22 protein-coding genes and 4 pseudogenes are annotated in these 19517 nt (G+C 57.9%); all 26 read left to right on the forward strand.

Translation table 11 applies throughout. The annotated features are described in order from the left end of the window. The first annotated feature begins 28 nt into the window (after window positions 1-28). The 26 genes and pseudogenes from VM621_RS19600 (at window position 29) to VM621_RS10620 (ending at window position 19036) form a co-directional block, all read left to right on the forward strand. Complete coding sequence (locus VM621_RS19600; protein ID WP_414674526.1) at window positions 29-370, forward strand: HNH endonuclease; 342 nt, start codon at window positions 29-31, stop codon at window positions 368-370. Window positions 371-467: 97 nt separating this feature from the next. Then, window positions 468-905, forward strand: a complete 438-nt coding sequence (locus VM621_RS10510) for a hypothetical protein (protein ID WP_325468914.1) — start codon at window positions 468-470, stop codon at window positions 903-905. Further along, entirely contained in the window at window positions 905-1729 is an 825-nt protein-coding gene (locus tag VM621_RS10515) for a metallophosphoesterase (protein WP_325468915.1), read from the forward strand. The genes VM621_RS10510 and VM621_RS10515 overlap by 1 nt, the downstream gene beginning before the upstream one ends. A gap of 56 nt (window positions 1730-1785) precedes the next feature. Beyond that, window positions 1786-2292, forward strand: a complete 507-nt coding sequence (locus VM621_RS10520) for a hypothetical protein (protein WP_325468916.1) — start codon at window positions 1786-1788, stop codon at window positions 2290-2292. A 202-nt stretch (window positions 2293-2494) separates the two neighbouring features. Further along, window positions 2495-2911, forward strand: a pseudogene (locus tag VM621_RS19605) (glycoside hydrolase family protein). A 533-nt stretch (window positions 2912-3444) separates the two neighbouring features. Further along, window positions 3445-3786 (forward strand): trypsin-like peptidase domain-containing protein, encoded by a 342-nt coding sequence (locus tag VM621_RS10525; protein ID WP_325468917.1) that lies wholly within the window; start codon window positions 3445-3447, stop codon window positions 3784-3786. Window positions 3787-4037: 251 nt separating this feature from the next. Then, window positions 4038-4274: a hypothetical protein gene (locus VM621_RS10530; protein ID WP_325468918.1), complete on the forward strand. Its 237-nt coding sequence runs from the start codon at window positions 4038-4040 to the stop codon at window positions 4272-4274. Beyond that, entirely contained in the window at window positions 4271-4510 is a 240-nt protein-coding gene (locus tag VM621_RS10535) for a hypothetical protein (protein WP_325468919.1), read from the forward strand. Before VM621_RS10530 ends, VM621_RS10535 begins: the two co-directional genes overlap by 4 nt. Continuing rightward, complete coding sequence (locus tag VM621_RS10540; RefSeq protein WP_325468920.1) at window positions 4510-4677, forward strand: hypothetical protein; 168 nt, start codon at window positions 4510-4512, stop codon at window positions 4675-4677. Before VM621_RS10535 ends, VM621_RS10540 begins: the two co-directional genes overlap by 1 nt. Window positions 4678-4958: 281 nt before the next feature. Then, window positions 4959-5228: a hypothetical protein gene (locus VM621_RS10545; protein ID WP_325468921.1), complete on the forward strand. Its 270-nt coding sequence runs from the start codon at window positions 4959-4961 to the stop codon at window positions 5226-5228. Then, window positions 5212-5994, forward strand: a pseudogene (locus VM621_RS10550) (PBSX family phage terminase large subunit). The gene VM621_RS10545 and the pseudogene VM621_RS10550 overlap by 17 nt, the downstream one beginning before the upstream one ends. A 189-nt stretch (window positions 5995-6183) precedes the next feature. Continuing rightward, the gene (locus VM621_RS10555) at window positions 6184-6468 is read left to right on the forward strand and encodes a hypothetical protein (protein WP_325468922.1); all 285 of its coding nucleotides are present in this window, start codon (window positions 6184-6186) and stop codon (window positions 6466-6468) included. Beyond that, entirely contained in the window at window positions 6465-6602 is a 138-nt protein-coding gene (locus VM621_RS10560) for a hypothetical protein (RefSeq protein WP_325468923.1), read from the forward strand. The genes VM621_RS10555 and VM621_RS10560 overlap by 4 nt, the downstream gene beginning before the upstream one ends. Before the next feature lie 15 nt (window positions 6603-6617). Then, window positions 6618-8714, forward strand: a pseudogene (locus tag VM621_RS10570) (portal protein); the annotation flags it as partial. Then, window positions 8704-8976 carry a hypothetical protein gene (locus tag VM621_RS10575; RefSeq protein WP_325468926.1) on the forward strand — a complete coding sequence of 91 codons (273 nt, stop codon included), beginning with the start codon at window positions 8704-8706 and terminating at the stop codon, window positions 8974-8976. The pseudogene VM621_RS10570 and the gene VM621_RS10575, both read left to right, overlap by 11 nt. Window positions 8977-9323: 347 nt before the next feature. Beyond that, entirely contained in the window at window positions 9324-10166 is an 843-nt protein-coding gene (locus VM621_RS10580; RefSeq protein ID WP_325468927.1) for a hypothetical protein, read from the forward strand. Window positions 10167-10183: 17 nt separating this feature from the next. Next, a pseudogene (locus VM621_RS10585) lies at window positions 10184-11182 on the forward strand (SU10 major capsid protein). 355 nt (window positions 11183-11537) lie between these two features. Beyond that, window positions 11538-11708: a phage adaptor protein gene (locus VM621_RS19685; RefSeq protein ID WP_422655583.1), complete on the forward strand. Its 171-nt coding sequence runs from the start codon at window positions 11538-11540 to the stop codon at window positions 11706-11708. Between the two features lie 159 nt (window positions 11709-11867). Continuing rightward, window positions 11868-12140, forward strand: a complete 273-nt coding sequence (locus tag VM621_RS19690; protein WP_422655586.1) for a phage adaptor protein — start codon at window positions 11868-11870, stop codon at window positions 12138-12140. Between the two features lie 632 nt (window positions 12141-12772). Next, the gene (locus VM621_RS10590) at window positions 12773-13594 is read left to right on the forward strand and encodes a hypothetical protein (protein WP_325468928.1); all 822 of its coding nucleotides are present in this window, start codon (window positions 12773-12775) and stop codon (window positions 13592-13594) included. A 496-nt stretch (window positions 13595-14090) separates the two neighbouring features. After that, window positions 14091-14333, forward strand: coding sequence for a hypothetical protein (locus VM621_RS10595; protein WP_325468929.1), 243 nt, complete (start codon window positions 14091-14093; stop codon window positions 14331-14333). Window positions 14334-14751: 418 nt separating this feature from the next. After that, window positions 14752-15300, forward strand: a complete 549-nt coding sequence (locus VM621_RS10600; protein WP_325468930.1) for a hypothetical protein — start codon at window positions 14752-14754, stop codon at window positions 15298-15300. Window positions 15301-15947: 647 nt separating this feature from the next. Continuing rightward, window positions 15948-17117, forward strand: a complete 1170-nt coding sequence (locus VM621_RS10605) for a hypothetical protein (protein ID WP_325468931.1) — start codon at window positions 15948-15950, stop codon at window positions 17115-17117. After that, window positions 17114-17377: a hypothetical protein gene (locus VM621_RS10610; protein WP_325468932.1), complete on the forward strand. Its 264-nt coding sequence runs from the start codon at window positions 17114-17116 to the stop codon at window positions 17375-17377. The genes VM621_RS10605 and VM621_RS10610 overlap by 4 nt, the downstream gene beginning before the upstream one ends. Before the next feature lie 381 nt (window positions 17378-17758). Then, complete coding sequence (locus VM621_RS10615) at window positions 17759-18457, forward strand: hypothetical protein (RefSeq protein WP_325468933.1); 699 nt, start codon at window positions 17759-17761, stop codon at window positions 18455-18457. 231 nt (window positions 18458-18688) lie between these two features. Then, window positions 18689-19036, forward strand: coding sequence for a hypothetical protein (locus VM621_RS10620; RefSeq protein ID WP_325468934.1), 348 nt, complete (start codon window positions 18689-18691; stop codon window positions 19034-19036). Window positions 19037-19517: the final 481 nt, after the last annotated feature.

Genomic DNA, 19517 nt, shown 5'->3' on the forward strand with positions numbered 1-19517 from the left:
CATGGATAAGCGTTCGCTACAGTTGGGCATGAATGTAAGCACAGCGGCTAACAGGCTCAGATCGGACTTGCTTTTTGCTTTCATTAAGTCGGCTGGGCACCTGTGTTATCGCTGTGGTGGTGAGCTTACAAGAGAATCTTTCAGCGTGGAGCATATCCGGCCCTGGATAGATTCAGGCAATGCGGTGGATCTGTTTTTCGATCTAAATAACATCGCGTTTAGCCATCAATCATGCAACTACAGCGCCGGTGGAAAGGGTAGAGCTAAGCAGTTCACCCATGAGCAGAGGGTTCTAAGGGATAAGGCGTCAAAATCTCGACATTGGACTCCACAGAAGCGTCGCGAACACTATCTTCGTACGGGAAGGTAACTCCTTAACCTTCCGCCATTTATGCCGGTCGAGGCGTATAGCCCGCCCTGCCCGATACAGGGCACCGGCACCCTAAAACCGACCTATCGGGGGTCATATGATTCGTGCGACTTTCAATCAGGATGGCAGTAGCCGATTGGTCGGTACTGAGGCGGAGATTCGCCAGTTCTCAACAGGTGCGACTCGCGATACGGACGCTGGGAAGCTGGACTTTGATGGATTTCTGAGCCCGCTCGTTCTTCGCCAGTACGCCGACTATATGCACGCCCACCGGAAGCTCCCAGATGGCTCTCTAAGGGCCTCGGACAACTGGACCCTGGGCATTGCCCGCGATGTCTACATGAAGTCCCTCTGGCGGCATTTCTTCGCCGTGTGGGAAGAGAGCAAGGGTATAGAGACGCCGGACGGCTTGGTCGAGAACCTTTGCGCCGTCCTGTTCAACGCGTCGGGGATGCTTCACGAGGTACTAAAGGCCGAGCACGACCACACGCCAGTGGCTGGTTACTCCATGCCTTTGGCGGATCGGGAGGACTGATGAAGCCCCGTCGACACCTTATTCTTCCAGATACCCAAATCAAGCCGGGCGCCCCGACTGACCACCTTGAGTGGGTAGGTCGAGCGATTCAGGACTACAAGCCTGATGTGGTTGTCCACCTCGGCGACCATTGGGACTTCGAAAGCCTGTCCTCGTGGAGTTCGCCGGGATCGCTCGACCTTGAGGGACTTCGGTATCAGGACGACCTCGACGCAGGTAACGAGGCCCTGATTCGTCTTCACGAGGCCATGGCTGGTTACAAGGGTCGCAAGGTTATCCTTCGCGGGAATCACGAATGGAGGCTTGAGCGAGCTATCTCAGCAAGCCCCAAGTGGGCTGGTGCCGTTGGCTCGCATCAGTTCGTAGACCGAAAATTAGGTTGGGAGGTCATCGACTACGTCCATGGATCGCCCGGCGCGGTAGTGATCGATGGCGTCACCTACGCCCACTATTTCGCCAATCCGAATACAGGCAAGCCGATCAGCGGAACGATCAGCAACCGGCTAGCCAAGATCGGCACGACATTCGTGCAGGGCCACGTCCAGGGTCTTCAGCAGGGCTCTGTGCAGTACGCCACAGGCCAGATGCGCCACGGCATCGTCGCTGGTAGCTGCTACCTCCACGACGAGCCCTACAAAGGCATGGCTAATTCGCACTGGCGAGGAATCGTGGTACTGAACGAGGTTCGCGACGGCACGTTCTGCGAAATGCCGCTGACCCTCGACTACCTTTGCCGTAAGTATGAGAACCGCTCCTTGGCCTCGTACCTCAAGCGCCAGTACAAGAATGCTGAGAGCAGGTTTTCGCTGGCACGCGTGGCGTAATCCGGCCCAAGTCGATCTATCTAAAATGATACCTTAAGCTACTTAAAGTATCAAAAATGATAGATATCCACGAAATTTCACAAATCTGCATTTTCGCCAACAGAATTTTACCGAGGATCGCTGTCATTACGACCATAGCCGTGAAAGATGGAGTTGTGGCGGCAGACAGCCAGAGTACGGCCTCGTTCAAGCGGTTCGATGTGGTGAAGATCCATCGCGTCGGAACTGGACCATTTAGTGGGTGGGTATTTGGCGGAGCGGGGAAGCTCTCCCTGGTCATGAAAATGCTCTGCCAGATCGAGACGGGGTCGCTGGAGTCACTAGAGGCCGATACGAGCGACGACACGTCCGCTTATGGCCTTCTGGTCGGCCCCAAGGTTAGTTACAGGCTAGATTCAACCTCGATGATCCCGATGAAGTTCAAGGGACCATACGCTATTGGGTCGGGTGAGGAATTCGCCATGGGTGCCATGCTGGCCGGTTCCACCGCTGCCCAGGCAGTCAAGATTGCGTCGAAACTCGACGTGTATACGGGCGGTCCAGTGCGGACCATCGCCGTCTAACTAACAGAAAGGGCATCCATGATGCTTCAAGAACATCTTGTCGATGCAGCAAAGGTAGCGCCGACCGTGGGATATGTAGGTTCGACCCTCGTGGGCGTCTAGTGGGGCACCTTGGCGAGTATTCTCGCCTGCGTCTACTCAGCCCTGATGATCGTGGATTTCCTGTGGCGTAAGTGGGTTCGACCATTGTTGGAGCGCAAGAGTGTCATTTCGCCCAAGCTCTAAGATCGTTGGCGGATTTCTGGCGGCAGTCGTTGCCGCAGCCGCAGCCTTCACCCAGCCATGGGAGGGTACGGTCTACGAGGGCTACTCGGACGTTGTAGGGGTTACGACTGCCTGCACGGGGCATACGGGGCCGGAGGTGGTACTGGGCAAGCACTACGACAACTACCAGTGCGAAAAGTGGTTCAAGAGGGACTTGTAGGTAGCTGCGGGATACGTACTCCAGTGCATCTAGGTTCCACTGACGGTTAATTAGGCTGCGGCCCTGACATCGGCGGTGTTCAATCTCGGCCCCGATGTCGCATGTGCCTCAACCTTGCAGCGTCTTGCCAATGAGGGCTACCCGCCCAGTGTGTGGTGTACCCAGTTACGCAGGTGGAATAGGGCAGGTGGCTAGGTGGTAAACGGACTCACCCGACGCCGAGAGGCCGAAACCCAGTTGTGTCTCAAGCCATGAGCGGCTTCCTTCAATCCAAGTTCTAGCTGGCCTGCGCTGCGTTCATTACCGCAACTGGCCTGCTGATCTTCCACCTCATTGATTCCGCCCAGTGGTCGAGCACGGTCACCTGGGTACTCGGGCTGTACTGCTCCGCAGATGTCGCAGAGTCAGCCGTAGCAAAGAAGCCGCCGGACACCTCCGGTTTGAGGCAGTAAATGAAATTGCGAATCGCGTTCTACCTCGTCCTTGTCTTGGCTGCGGTAGGGTGCGCAACGCATTCTCCGCGAGAAGATTTGCTGAGTCGAACCAGGGCTACGGCCTTGCGGCTGGAAATGGACGGAAATGGGGTGTGTAGCGGTACGGCCATTGGCCCACACCTTATTCTCTCAGCGACTCATTGCTTCGTTGGCATGAAGTCCCTGAAGGTAAACGACAGGGCCGCGAAGGTCTAGAAGCAGATCGACGACGGCAACGACCACACGATGCTGGTCGTGGATACCACGTTCACCTCGTGGTCCCATATCGGCAAGGAGGCCAAACCTGGCGACGTAGTGTTTCTTTGGGGTCAGCCAGCCTTCCTGAACTTCATGTACCGCGAAGGCCATGTGGCCGGGCACGACGAGAAGGAAGGCAAGGTGACGACGATCTACGATGTCAACGGGTTCTATGGGGACAGTGGATCGGGGGTTTTCGGCGAGGATGGTCAGGTAGTGGCAGTGACGAGTTACGCCATCGTCATTAACTACCAGGACACCCAGTTCAAGCTTATGGGGTCTATCCCCATCGTCTTCACGGCTGAGCAATATCGGGATGTCGGCTATGCCATTCATTGACCTTATTGCGTTTGGGCTGGTGCTGTCGGTGGTCATCGTTGTAGGTCGTGCCTACTTCGGATCTGGTGATGACTAAGGAGACCTCGTGAGATACGTCTACATAGCCCTAGGCATCGTTCTTCTGTGGGGAGCCAGTCTGCTATGGGCTGACTACCACGGAGCCACCAGCGAGCGACAGGCGCAGGCTCAGAAGGTCGAGAAGGTCATCAAGAAGCACAAGAAGGTTAGAAGCACCGTAGAGGGTCAGGTCAATGCGCTTCCAGATGCACCAACGGTTCCTGTCGCTACTGCTCCTTCTGACTCTGCCAGTGCTGAGTTGCTGCGCGACTGGTCCCGTCCAGACTGACGGATGCGACTGGGCCAAGCCCATCTACGTGTCAAAAGACGATGTGCTGACGGACGGCACAGCCAAGCAAATCCTGACCCACGACGAGACCGGAAAGGTTATCTGCGGCTGGGTCAAATACAAACCCGAGGAATCCAAATGACCGACGAAACCGTACAGCCTGAAGTAACCGAGTCTGTAGTGGCTGCTGAAGTTGCCCCCGAGCCCACACCCATCGTGGCGCCTGATCCCGTCTTTGCCCAAGTTCCGGACGCCTCGGCCAGTGTCGCCGACGAATCCTTCTTCCAGCGCGTCGAGAAGGCCGTAGAGGAACTGGGCGCCTCTGCCCACAACCTCGTGGACTGGCTTCGCCAGGAAATCGCCAAGGTGCGTAGCTGATGACCGGCATTCCTACCTGGCTGGCAGGATCAGCCATCACCATCGTGAAGACGTTTAACGGTTACGCCATCGTCCAGTCGCCGGCAAGCGCTGCTAGCGAATCCGTGGCCTTCGAAACCTGGGCTGCGCTGGCGTATTACCTCAACGCCAACTTCGCGACTGCATGAGCGGAAAGGGCGATGACCGTCGTCCTCTGAGCGTGGACGAACAGACGTTCTCAGATAACTGGGAGCGCATTTTCAAGAGCGGTTTGCCCGAGGGGCCGAAGGGGGATGGCTCTAAACCATCCAGCAGCTTAACCGCTGCCAACGTTGGTTCGAATCCAACAGCCGCCGCCATTTACATCAACGCCGACACTGGCGAATAGGTCACAGAGGATTGGTGGCCGACGATTGAACCCAATGTCTAAGTCAGTTGGTTCGGAAGTCTAAACTAGAGGTGAACAGACGTGGCTGGTAAAGGTGCACCCAAAACTGGTGGACGCCAGAAGGGTGTCCCGAACAAGACGACCGCGACGCTCAAGGAAATGATCCTTGAGGCGTTGGACAAGAAGGGTGGCGTCGACTATCTGGTGAAGCAGGCTGAGTCGTCGCCTAGCGCCTTTATGACGCTTCTCGGGAAGGTTCTTCCCACTCAGGTATCAGGCGACCCGGATAATCCGCTGGTGGCGGGGCTGACTATCTCGTTCGTCAAGGCTGAGCATGATCGAGTTCCCTGACAAGCTAGAGGGACTTTTCAAGCCAGCACGCTACAAGGTGGCATACGGCGGGCGAGGCTCCGGCAAGTCTTGGGGTTACGCCCGCGCGCTGCTCCTGCAGGGCGCTCAGAGGCCATTGCGTATCCTCTGTACCCGAGAGATCCAGAAGTCCATCAAGGACTCGGTACACAAGCTCCTGGGCGACCAGATAGCCTCAATGGGTCTGGGTGCGTTCTACGAGGTCCAGGCAACGGTCATCAAGGGCATCAACGGCACGGAGATCACCTTTGCCGGACTGAGCGAATAGACCGCCGAGTCCGTGAAGTCCTACGAGGGCGTTGACATCGTCTGGTGCGAGGAAGCGCAGGCCATCACGGAGCGGAGTTGGAAGATCCTGATACCGACCATCCGCAAGGACGGCTCCGAAGTCTGGATTACGTTCAACCCGGAGTTGGACACTGACCCGACCTTCGTACGCTTCGTGGAGAATGCTCCCGAAGACTCGTTTGTCGTGAAGATGAACTACTCAGACAATCCGTGGTTCAACGGCATCCTTGAGGCCGAGCGGCTTCGCGACAAGGAAATGCTGACCAAGGCAGAGTACGACCACACATGGGAAGGCATCTGCCTGCCTGCCGTCTCCGGTGCGATCTACGCTGACGAGATAGCAAGCGCCAGGGAAGCTGCACCTAGCCGCATCTGCGAAGTTCCCTACGATCCAGCCCTGAAGGTCCATGTGGTATTCGACCTTGGCTGGAACGACCAGATGACGCTTATTCTCGTGTAGAAGCATCTAAGCCAGCTTAGGGCTATCGAGTACATCGAGGGTAACCACAAGACTCTGGACTGGTACTCGACGGAACTCAAAACCCGTCCGTACAACTGGGGCAAGGTATGCCTCCCCCACGATGGCGAGAACCGGGACTTCAAGACCGGAAAGTCCTCGCAGGAGATCATGCAGGAGCTTGGTTGGGACGTGATCATTGTCCCGAAGCTGGGCGTCGAGGAAGGCATCCGTCTCGCTCGCAGGCAGTTTGCACAGGTTTACTTCGACAAGGCGAAGACTGGCCCGCTGGTCGAGTGCCTGAAGCGTTACAGGCGCTCCCTGCCGCTATCGACGGGCGAGCCTGGCGCTCCGTTGCACGACCAGTACAGCCACGGTGCCGACGCCTTCCGATACATGCATGTTGTCGCCCCGCAGCTTTCTAACGATAGCTGGGACAAGACGAAACTCACCTACAAGAAAATGGGCACCGCTTGAAAACTGACCCGTACGACGAAATCCTGGGTGACACGGACGACGAAGCCACTGGCGGCTCGATGTCGGATGGTGAGCTGTGCGCCCTGATCGACCGTGAGCGCACGAACGGCATCGGCTTCAATGACAAGATGTAGACGGACCGCGAGCGTGCGATGTCCTACTACCAGGGCGAGGCCGTAGGTGAGCTTGCCCCGCCCGAGGTAGAGGGTCGCAGTCGTGTCGTTTCCAAGGAGCTAATGGACGTCGTCGAGTGGACGATGCCTGGTCTCATGGAAATGTTCGCCTCCACAGACGATGTCGTGGCCTTTGAGCCTTCAGGTCCGTCCGAGGAAAAGAACTGCAAGGACGCCACGCGGTATTGCGGCTACGTCCTGCATCGCAAGAACCCTGGGTTCACCATCCTGCACGACGCCATCAAGTCGTCTCTGATTACCCGTATGGGCGTCGTCAAGGCTTACTGTGATCGCTCGTGGGATGTCCGCGAGTAGAAGCTGACCAACCAGTCGGACATGGACCTTGAGGCGATCAAGGGCGATGACTCGATGGAGGTCGTCTCAGTCGCAGCCAGCGCCCCATAGGCGGACGCTCAGCCCGTAGAGGTGGCACCGGGTCAGTTTCAGCCCGCTCCGCCTACCTATGACGTCACGGTTCGTGTCAAGCAGCGCAAGGACAAGTTCGTCGTCTGTGGTGTGCCTCCCGAGGAAATCACCATTTCCAAGGACTCGCGGGACATCGAGAAGGTCCGTTATATCGGCCACGACGTGGAGCGCACCAAGTCCGACCTGTTGAGCATGGGCTACGACGAGGAAAAGGTTGAGTCCATGTACGAGGACAAACGTGCGAATTCCTCCTCTGAGGCGTCCGTACGCGGCGACTACGATGGCGTGAACAGCTACGACGACCATCCTGCCGACAAGAGCCAGCGCAAGGTGACGTTGACCGAGGCGTACATGCTGGTCGACTTCGACAAGGATGGGATTGCCGAGTACCGGCGCATCGTCAAGGCAGGAATGGTCGTCTTCGAGAATGAGATTGTAGAAGATCACCCGTTCGCCCTGTTTACCCCAATCCTGATGCCCTACAAGCTGGTCGGTATGTCGTTCTACGACCTCGTGGAAGACCTCCAGCGGATCATGACGGCGATCAACCGCCAGATGCTGGACAACTTCTACCTGTCCAACACGCCGCGCACCGAGATCGTGGAAGGACAGGTCAACCTAGACGACTTTCTCAACCCGGTTCCGGGCGGTGCGATTCGGGTCAAGCAGTCCGGAATGATGCGCGAGGTCACGGTGCCATCCATCGCCGCCCAGGCCATGCAGGGCATCGAGTACTTCAAGAACGTCCGCGACGGACGCACTGGCGTGAAGGAATTCAGTCAGGGCCTAGTGGGTAACGAGCTGTCGAAGTCGAACATTGGTTCCGAAGGCGTTAGCCAGCTCATGGACCAGGCCGCAACCCGCCAGAAGCTTCTTGCCCGCGTGTTCGCCGAGACCGGCATCAAGCGCCTGTATCGCCTCATCCTGAAGATGGTCACGCAATATCAGGATCGCGAGGAACAGGTGAAGGTAAACGGCCAGTGGCTCGCCGTCGATCCCCGCGAGTGGGCCAACAACTACGACATGGTGGTATCGGTCGGCATCGGCACGCAGTCCAAGCAGGTGCAGGTGGCCCAGGCCATGCAGCTCTTGCAGATCCAGCAGCAGGCGGGTCAATACGGTCTCACTGTCCCGCAGAACGCCTATAACACGCTGGAAGACCTCACCGCAGCCCTCGGCAAGACCGACGTCAGCCGGTACTTCACAGCCCCCGATCCCAGTCAGCCGCCTCCGCAAGCGCCTGACCCGAATGCCCACAAGATGGCCGCTATCCAGGCCAACGCTCAGATCAAGCAGGCCGAGTTGCAGCAGCAGGGCCAGTTGCAGGCTCAGAAGCAGCAGGGCGATGTGGAAGTCGAGCGCATGAAGCAGGCGTATCAGGCTCAGCAGTCTCAGCAGGAGACGCAGCTTGAGGCCCAGCGCAATCAGCTTCAGTCAGAAAGCGACATGACCCTTGCAAGAGAGAAGGCCAGCCTTGAGTACCAGCTCGCGATGGCTAAGGCCCAACTGGCTCACCAGACCGCCATCGAAGTCGCTCGCATCAACGCCGAGGCGAAGATCCTCGCAGCTAAAGCTATGGGCGCGAAGGACGCCAGCACGGCGTCGGCTGATGCGGACTATCAGGAGGCACACGAAAATGACGCCTGAGAAAGAAGACCAGCGAGGCCACCAGGCGAAAGCCATCCTTGAGGATGCTCTCTATCGCGAGGCATTCGACACCGTACGCTCGGAGATTGAAACCCAATGGCGCAACTCACCGGCAAGAGACGCGGAAGGCCGCGAAAAGTTGTGGTTGTCGAGCAAGATTCTGGATCGTCTGGAACAGCACCTGGCATCCGTGATGGAGAGCGGGAAGCTTGCCAGGGCGACGATAGCCCATCGAATTGGAAAGAGTGCTACGGGCTTCTGAACGCGATTGAGGACAGATACAAGCCTCGCTCCCTGACGGCCGTGTCTATCCCCTGCGACGGACCCGACTATTTTATCGGCATCTACGGCTCCGCACCTGTTGTGCGTGGCACATTCAAGGTCCGCCTGAGCGATGGGCAGACCGTCACCAAGTAACTGAGGATTTACCCCATGAGCCAACCGGAAACGGAGCTTACACACGAGGGCGGCCAACCGGAAACGGAGCACAGCCTGCTTGATATCGCTGGAATGATGGACGAGAGCGAGAAGGACGAGGCCGCCTAGGAGGGCGCAGAAGGCGATCAGAGCCAGGAGGGCCACGAAGATACGGACGCAGACACGGAAGAAGTGCAGAAAGCCGCTGACGAGGCCACAGACGATTCAGCAAAGGACACCGACAAGACCAACGAGGACGAAAGCTGGAAGGCCAAGAAGGTCAAGGTGAGCATCCAGGGTGAAGAGCACGAAATCACCCTCGAAGAGGCCATCAATGGCTACCAGCGGCAGCAGGACTACACACGCAAGACGCAAGAGGCAGCGGAACTAACCCGAGCGGCGCAGGCTGAGCGGGCACAGGTCAAGCAGGAACTCGAAAGTCGAGTCAACTCGCTAAATGTGCTCGGGGCAGCGCTTTATCAGGAGTACGTTGGTGATCAGGCGAAGCTTGCAGGATTGCTTGAGACGGACCCGCACGGCTATCTGCGTGTCAAAGAGCAGATGGCACAGCGACAGGCCCTTCTTGGGCAGATTGAGGCCCACCGACAGGCCACGCAGGAGTACGCGATCAACGAGCAGGCGAAAGCCCGCGCCGAATCGCTTCGACTGGCGGAGGAAACGTTGCTGGATCGCCTCCCCGAATGGAAAGACCCCGGCAAGCGTAAGGCGGAATCGACGGATATCGCCAATGCGCTCGTAGACGCGGGTTACACCCATGACGAGCTTAAAGAACTGATTGACCCACGTGCCCTGATCGTCGCCCGCAAGGCGGCTCTCTGGGACAAAGCACAGGCTGCGAAGGCCAAAGCCACGGAAGTGACGAAACCCCCGGCGATCCCGGCAAAACCCGTCAAACCTGGCACGGCTGGAAAGCCCGAGAAATCCGCTGGCGCTATGAAGGCAGCCGACAACTACCGACGCAATCCTAATTCCCTGGATGCGCTGGCCGGTTTCGCCCTTGAGCGCGGCATCTAACCTCTTAGGAAACTGAAATGCCCGCAAATACCCTTATCACCCCGAGTGTCATCCGCGTTGCGGAAGACGTCGAGGACAAGATCTACAACTTCCGTCCTTCGGACTCCCCGCTGACCTCGGCTATCGACCGTATCAAGGTCGAGAACGTGTTCGACGAGTGGACTGCCGACACGTACCGCTCGCCGAACGCCTCCAATGCCTCCATCGAAGGTGCGGATGCGACCTACGCCGCGTAGGCCCAGCCGGGTCAGTACAACAACCGCACCCAGATCATTCAGGACACGCTTTCGGTGTCTAATACGGCTGAGGCGGTTCGCAAGTACGGTCGTAGCTCGGAAATCGCCCGCCTGAAGACCAAGAAAATGGTCGAACTCAAGCGCGATATCGAGGCTGCCGCCATCGGCAACGGTGCTTCGGTGACCGGAACTTCCGGTGTCGCTGGTCAGATGCGTGGCCTGTACGGCTTCGTAGCGACCAACAACGACTTCGGCGTCGGTGGCGTGGCTCCCAACCCGCAGACGAACACGGCCCCGACCCTGGGTACGCTGCGTCCGTTCGTGGAAGCCTCGGCCAAGGCCGTCATCCTCGGTGCGTACAGCAACGGTGGCGACGCGGCGGTGTTCTTGGTCAGCCCGGCCCACAAGGCGAAGTTCTCCACCTTCGGTGCGGCTGTCCAGCGTACCAACGAGGTCGCCATGTAGGGCGGTGTCTCCAAGTCGCTCAACCCGAATGACGTCATCGTCCAGACCGCGTTCACGTTCTATGGTCACGACTTCGGTGTCAGCAAGGTTGTCCCGAACCGCGTCATGGGTGCGGGCTCGGCGGGCCTCATCAACACGGCTTACCTGGTCGACTTCGACAAGCTGGCCCTAGGTCAGCTCCGTCCGTTCGAATCCGAACAGCTTGCGACGACCGGTGATGCCAAGAACTGGCAGATCCGTACGGAAGTCACGCTCGTGGTTCGCCAGGAATCGACCCTGGCCGCGGTGCGTGATCTGACGGCGACCGGTAACTAATACGGTCAGCTTAGCAACGGGGAGAGGCTTCGGCCTCTCCCCACTTTACGGAGAGACACATGGAACGCCAACTCGTAGCAGTCGATAACAAGACGATGGTTGACTATGCCATCGTGCAGACGAGCCAGATCAAGCAGCTCGCCGACGCCTGCCGTGAGCAGCGTGAGGCCGGCTAGACAGGTGATGAGGACATCAAGGTTCTCGCCCATGTGGACGCGTGGATCTGCGAAGACTGGTGCAACCGTAAGGGCGTATTGTGGCGTGACTTCATGCGCGATCCGCAGGTTCAGGCCGACTTTCTGAATGACCCGCAGAACGCTCCGTTTCGCGTGTACCAGGGCCGGGTAGGCAACAAGTGATTAACGACTATGCCTCCTTGCAGGCTGCCGTAACAAACTGGCTTGCTCGTGCCGACCTGGCACCGCGCATCCCTGACTTCATTCAGCTTGCCGAGACGAGGATCAATCGAGACCTTCGTACGGCTCCGCAGCAAACCGTCCTATCGGGAACCACCGTGGGCGGATAGGTAGCGCTGCCCTCCGACTTTCGGCAGATGCAGGCATTCATCATCAGCTTCGGTGGGTACGAGCGTGAGCTTGATCCAGTCCCACCTTAGCAGTCGCTTAACGGCGACAACCGTGTATGTCCTACCGGGTACTACATCACCAATAACACCCTGAACGTCATAGGAAGCGACGATTATAGCTACCGCATGGTTTACTTCGCGGGCGTACCTTCGCTATCGACGACGAATACCCAGAACTGGCTCATTCAGGACGACCCGAGCCTCTACCTATACGCCACGCTCTTGGAGGCATCGGTATACATGCGTGACGACTCCCGCACGCAGCTATTTGGCGTTGGCTATCAGACGGCACTTGCGGGTCTTCAGAAGCAGGACGACTACGTTCGTTACTCACCGTCTCCACGTCAGCGCATGGATATTCAGACGCCGTGAGTGCCACTCCCTTCATTGGCTTTGGTCCGGACACCGATCCACAGACACCGGGCGTTATCGTGGATTGCGATAACATCATCCCGACGACCAAAGGATTCGCAGCGGGGAATAGCCTCGTTGACGCTGGCCTTGCCGCACTGGATAGCGCCTGCAAGGGTGCCTACGTTGGCACGTTGCTAGACGGCACTAAGCGCATCGTAGCTGGTACGACAGCAAAGCTTTGGGATATATCGGGCGGAGCGTGGGTGGACCGTACACGAGTGGCTGGAGCCTATACAGGGCTTTCTCCGTGGCGATTCACCATGTTCGGAAGCAATGTCCTGGCGACCAACCGTGCGCAGCGTATTCAGTAGGCTGCCCCCTCGGGAGTGTTCGCCGACATCCCAACAGCACCCGCTGCCGCCATCATCTGCTCAGCATCCAACTTCGTCATGGCCTTTAACTGGTCGGACCAAACGGGAAGCTACGGTGATCAGCCCGACGGATGGTGGTGCTCAAACCTGTTCGACTAGACGGCCTGGACACCCACAGTCGGATCTCAGGCGGCCAATGGGCGCTTGGTAGATGCTCCGGGCCCAATCACCGCAGCTCGTGAATTCGGCGCTGATGTGGTGGCTTACAAGGAGAAATCCATGTACCGAGGCCAGTTCGCGGGCCCACCGGTTATATGGCAGTGGCAGAGGATTCCCGGCGAGATTGGCTGCTCCGGTCAAGAGGCGGTCGTGGTCGTGGCCGCGAGCCATTTCTTCGTCGGACCGAATGACTTCTTCGTCTACGACGGTACGGTCCCAAGGTCCATCGGTGCCCCGATCCGCGAGTGGTTCTTCACCAACCTAAACGGGTCGCAGCGGTCGAATATCAAGGGCGGCGCAGACCTTACGCGAGATCTGGTGTATTGGTACTTCCCTAGCACGGCATCTACCGGCATCTGTGATCTGTGCGTGGTCTACAACATCCGCACGAACCAATGGGGGAAGTTCGCCCGGTCCATCGAGGCGGTGATTCAGTACTCGTCGGGGAACGTCACATACGATGGTCTTGGAACGCTCTATAGCACCTACGACAACCTGCCAAATATCGCCTATGACTCGCCGTTCTGGATCGCCGACAACACGGTTCCGGGGGTTATCAGCACGGACCATAAGCTCTACAGCCTGACAGGTGTTCCGGGTGCATCCTATATCGTCACCGGTGATATAGGCGACGAGACGAACTACTCCCTTCTTAGACGCGTCACGCCTCGCTATCGAACCAGCCCGACTGCCGCTACAGGCACTAACTTCTACCGCTACGACTTCGGTGTTGCACCGGTTCAGGACTCAACGATCCCCCAAACTAACGGACGATTCGACTTCCACAGGGATGCTCGCTGGCACCGCATACGCATGGACTGGACGGGTACGGTGGTCATCAATGGATATACGCCTGAAATCATGCCGACGACACCCGAATGAAGCTTCAGCAGAATCCCACGCTTCCTGGCGACCTTCAGTAGCTCGTCCTTCGGCTGTCAGACCTCTATAGGCTAACGGCCACGTAGGTCAATTTGATCACCGAGGGAAGGGCGGCAGCGGTCTACAACGCCCAGCCGACAATCCCAACGCAGGGACAGAATGCTGTGGGTGACTTCGTACTGAACTCGGCGCCTTCCGAGCTAGGCACGGCAGGATCGAAATATCTCGTTCACGGATGGCGCTGCACCGTAGCCGGCACTCCCGGCACTTGGCTACCCGTACGCACACTGACAGGCAACTAATGCTTCCTCAACTCGCAGGCACCACCTCAGACGGCATGATGAACTATGCATACGTGGCCGATATCCGGTCCGCATGGCCCATTATTTCGCCTGGCATTCGGTAGATCATAGAGACGAACCACGAGCCCTACATTGCCGAGGATGTCTATCACGCGCTTGTATCGGGACATGCTGCCGCCTATATCGTTAACAAGGTGTCGGGCGAGTATGCCGGTTTCTCTATCGTCGTTCCGCACATGTTCCCATACGAAAAAATGCCCGCCCTGAACCTGTGGCTCGGCTATACGACAGAGCCGACTACGGGGCATTACGGCATCGAGATTTCAAAAGCTGTCCAGCAAGCAGCCGGCTTCGAGCGACTGGTATTCGCAACTCCGCAGGAAGGCTGGCCCGAGCGCTACGCCACGAAACTTCATTCTTGGTACGAGGTCAACTGATATGGGCGGCGGAAGCAGCACCCCGAAGAACACCACCACCACGACCAAGACGGAACTTCCGGCCTGGTTGACCCAGGACTATACGTAGTTCATCAACCAGACATAGGCATAGAACGCACTTCCTTACCAGTCCTACCAGGGTCAGCTAAACGCAGCACCTTCAGATCAGCAGCAACTTGCCACCGTCAACTCCTACTGGGGTGCGCTGGGAAATGGCGGTCAATAGGCGGCGCTCAACAATATTGTCGGCGGAAGTCAGAATGTCGCCGCTCAGGCTAGCCCGTATGCTGGTCCGAACCAGTACCTTGACAAGGTCGTCGGTGACTCCAACCGGGATATCACCAACTCGTACCTTCAGGGTGCGGGCGTACAGCTTCCGACCCAGTTCGCACAGGGCGGTGCGTTCGGTGGGTCTGCCATGCAGCAGGCGTCTACGGCCAGCCAGCAGCAGCTCGCACAGAGCCTTGCAACGAACACGGACAACCTGCGCTATACCGATTACAACAACCAGGCGGATCGCTGGCAGCAGGGCTTCCAGAACCAGCTAGCGGCATCGCAGAACAACAGCCAGAACATCCTTGGCGCATCCAATGCCCTAAACGGCGCAAGTGCCCTACAGGCCCAGTACAACGGCCAGCTAGCAAACCTTGGACAGGTCTATCAGGACTACAACCAGGGCGGTATCAATCAGGACTACAACGACTGGTATCAGAAGAACTACGGTTACGGTCAGCAACAGCTTGCGAACTACGGCAACGCGCTTAACTCGATTTCTGGAAACTTTGCTGGATCGGCGACGACTGGAGCTAACCCGGCCTATAAGCCCCGTACTGTTGGTGGTGCCGCCACTTCAGCACTAGGAGGTGCCGCCACCGGCGCGGCAATCGGAAGCGTAGTCCCGGGTATCGGTACGGCTATTGGCGCAATCGGTGGCGGCATCGTTGGTGCGGCTGGTTACTACCTCTAAGGCGGACATATGGGAACCTTCGACTTTCTTTCTGGCCTGGCTGGACCTAACGCCAACGCTCAGGCCGCAGCACCGATGCAACAGTACCAGCAGTTTCAGCCAACCACTGACTACAGCCAGGTACTCGGTGGTGGCTAGGCACAATCTGCCGCTACGCAGGGACTCGATTTCTCCAAGATCGGCCAGTGGGCACTTCAAAAGGCTCAATATCCGGGTCAGCAACCGCAGGCATCGAGCCCACTAAGCATGGGACCGACTCAGCCGACGCAGGGAACGATGCCAACCCAGTCGCCGCTTCAGGCTCGTGCTCGTGCCGTGCAGCTTGGTCAGGTCCAGCAAGGGGCATCGGGTTACATCGGCGGTAACACTCGACTCGGCCTTCTCGGGAGCATGCGATAATGGCATGGCAGGATATTTTCACTGGCAATCAGCCCGGACTTAGCGACAGCGACAAGAGTTCACTGGCGAATGGGGGCCTTCTCAATGCTGGTCTTTCCATCCTATCGGCAAACTCTCAGCCGGGCGTCAGTCCATTTCAGGCGATCTCGGGCGGCCTACTCGGCGGCATCCAGTCAGCCCAGTAGGGCGGACAGCAGCTTGTGCAGGACCGCTTCAAGCAGCAGCAGATGCAGTTCCAGCAAGCGTAGATGCAGGATCAGCAGCAACAGATGCAGCGTCGCCAGCAGATTCAGGATTTGGCCCTGAAGCACGTCACACAGGGACCTGATGGAAAGCCTGTGTTCGACCAGGCTGGCTATGCACAGGAGCTTGCGGGGATTGACCCGGAGGCCGCTCTTGAACTCCATAAGAACGAGCTTCAGACCCAAGCCCAGCAATTGGCTATCCAGAAGGGTCAGCGTGACCTCAGCATTGCCCCGACTCGTGAACTCGATGTGGGTAACAACAAGGTCACCCAGGAATTGCAGCCGGACGGGACGTACAAGACCATCGCTACAGCAGGACGATTTGCACCTCAGCAGTCGGCTGCGTCCGCCTTCGCCCAGAAAGTTGCCCTAATCAAGCAGTACGGCGGCACGGATGACGATGTGAAGCGTGCGCTTGGCATTGGTGGTGCAGACACGAGCGCCGTTCCCACAATGGACTCCCTGTCTCCTGCCGACAAGGCCAGTGTTCAGGCCATCGTTGACGGTCGCTATCCAGTCCCCACCGGTAAGCAGGCCATGGACCCTAATTGGCAGCGACTTATTTCTGTGGCCCAGCAGGTAGACCCGACGCTTGACGCCGGAACCTACAAGGCACGTGCCGCTGCTCGCCAGAACTTTACCTCTGGCAAGATAGGCGAGCAGATCAAGTCATTGAACACGCTTGCTCACCATCTTGACGAGTTCGGCACAACCATTGACCAGTTAGGAAACACTAATTCTTCGCTGGTTAACGGACCGATGAATGTGTATGCGCAAAAGATTGGTGGTGATCGACAAGCCAAGCTATCTAAGTTCGATGTAGCTTCCAGTGCGGTAAGTGATGAACTAGCAAAGACTTTCGCAGGTGGCAATAGCGCATTAGGTGACCGTGAACACAATCGCCAAATATTCGCCGACAGTAATGGCGATGATGCACTCAAGGCTGCACACCAGGAGGCTGCGAAGCTTGTCCTAGGCCGTCTACAGGCTCTACAGGATCAGGCTGACCAGGCCCTAGGCTACGGCTCCAAGAGTATTCAGGTCATCGACCCGAGGGCCAAAAAGCTGTTTGACAAGTTCTCAGGTGGTGATGGCGCATCACCGTCTGTTCCGGCAGTTAGCGGAGGCACTATCAACCTCAATCAGAAAGACCCGCTTGGACTTGGCCTGTGACGATACTCGATGACATTCGACAGCAGTACCCACAATATGCCGATGTTCCGGATGGTAAGCTGGCGTCCGCCATCCGCCAGAAATACTACCCAGACGCAGATCCCACGGAGTTTTACAAAAAGGCTGGCCTCTATCATCTGATCGATGCGAATGCACCGGATAACGGAGCACCGGCAGCTAACGGACTTGGGACAGACCTTCAGAACTTCGGAGCAGCGGCTGGGAAAACAACCCTTGATACAATTCGTGGCGCAAAATAGGCCGCAATCGCTATACCTGCCTTTTTGGAGCGACACAGCCTCGCTCCTGACTGGGCTCCAAAGCCATTCTCTAGCGCATACGACAGCCTAAAGGCAGACCAGGCGGATACGAACGCCACAGATGCGCCCCTTATGCATACCAAGGCTGGTCTAGCCGGAGCCATAGCTGGAAACGTCGGCCTCGGCCTACTCGGCGGTACGCTGCTCAAAGGCGCCGGTGTGGCTGGTAGCGTAGTACCGGCAGGCTACGGCGGCGCAGCGGCCACAGGCGCAGTCATGGGTGCCGTACAGCCGCTTGCGACGGGGTAGGGTGAAGGTAGTCGCGCCCTGAATACGGGCATCGGTGCGGGAGCTGGCCTTCTGGGCCAGACGGCGTCTAACGTGGTTGGTGCTGCCTATCGTGCCGGCAAGGGATTGCTGGCCCCATTCTTCGATGGTGGACAGGATCAGATCGTAGCCAATACCCTGAGTCGCTTCGGTGGTGACGCTGCCAAGCGGGCGACGCCTAGTGCCGTTCCGGGGGTTAATGCGGACCTCGCCGAGCAAACGGGCAACCCCGGAATTGCACAGCTTCGTCGTGCCGTCTCCGATAGCGACCCCGCTATTGCGAACCAGTTCGTCGAACAGAGGCTTGGCAACAACCAGGCACGCATCGGACTTCTGGATGCCGCTGCGGGTACGCCAGCAGATGTCGCAGCGGCTAAGGCGGCACGCGCCCAAACGGCGAACCAGCTTTACTCGCAGGCAGTGACGGATGCTCCCATCCAGCCTAGTCCGGATCTTTTGAAGCTGGCCGAACGCCCATCCATGCAAAAGGCGGTGGATATGGCGAAGGGCCTTGCCGCAGAAAACGATCAGGATATCGGCGACGCGCTTAGCTCTACGCAGGGGCTCCATTACGTAAAAATGGCTCTAGACAATATCGCTAACTCGGCAGGTAAGCCGGGGTTTGAGAATGTGTCGAAGGCGTCTGTGCAAAAAACTCAGAACGACCTCATTGGTGAGATTGGCAAGATTGCCCCGGACTACATCGCTGCCAAGGATGCCTATAAAGCGGCTAGCGGACCCATCAACCAGTAGCAGATCCTTCAGGGGCTACTCGCCAAGGTCGAGAAGGGCAATAAGGATGCCTTTGGAAATCAAGTTGCCGCACCAACGACGTTCAACAATTCACTCTCACAACTTGACCAGATTGCACAGAAGGTTACCGGCCAGAAGGGTGCGCAGGCAGCTAAGATTCTCTCTCCGCAGCAGTAGGGACTACTCGGCACCATTGGCGACGACCTTAGCCGTCAGGCTGTAGCAGACTCGGTGGGCAAGTCAGCAGGCTCCAATACCGTCCAGAACCTCGCCAGTCAGAATCTATTGGGTGAGGCAGCTAACGGGCTGGGGTTGCCTGGCCTTGCCGACAGCGGGCTTCTTGGGACCGTCCTGCGGCCTCTCGACACGCTGTACAAGCTGTTCGGCACCAACGACACAATCAAGGCCAAGCTGGCTGGCGTTATCGCCAACCCACAGGCTCCAGAATCGCAGGCCATCATCGCTAAGATGACTGCCCAGCAGAGGTCAGCCCTTGCGGATGTCGCGGCGGGTGCTTCTGGGCTTGTAGGCCAGTCTTCCGCTCTCGGTGTCCGTCAGAAGGCGCCGCTTCAACGCTGACTCTGGCATCCACTTCGCTACGCCCATTGCCACCAGCCTAGCAGTCCCGTAAAGCAGGATCGCCATGGCAGGCGCAATGAGCATCCCCATGAAGAATCGCAGAAAGATATTTTGAGGGTCCACAATGCCTGTCCCGTCTAAGATGTAGGATCTGTCCACCCTGGCGGCTAGCAACAGCCCATCGGGTTCCGATGCCATCGGCAACAGCCTGGATGATTACCTCCGGGCCTAGGCATCCATTCTACGCTCCACTAACGCCCTGTCCTCAGCATCTATCGCCTCTGCCTCGACGACCGATCTCGGTACGTCCGATGGTGAGGCTGTCACGGTCACCGGCACAGCTACCATTACCAGTTTTGGCACGTCGGTGCCCGGACTGAAACGCGAGGTCACCTTTTCCGGCGTTCTCACGATAACGAACTCGGCATCTATCGTCCTATCGGGCGGCTCGAACCTCACCACCGCAGCAGGCGATATCCTG

Source organism: Luteibacter sp. (assembly GCF_035539195.1).
Lineage (GTDB): Bacteria > Pseudomonadota > Gammaproteobacteria > Xanthomonadales > Rhodanobacteraceae > Luteibacter.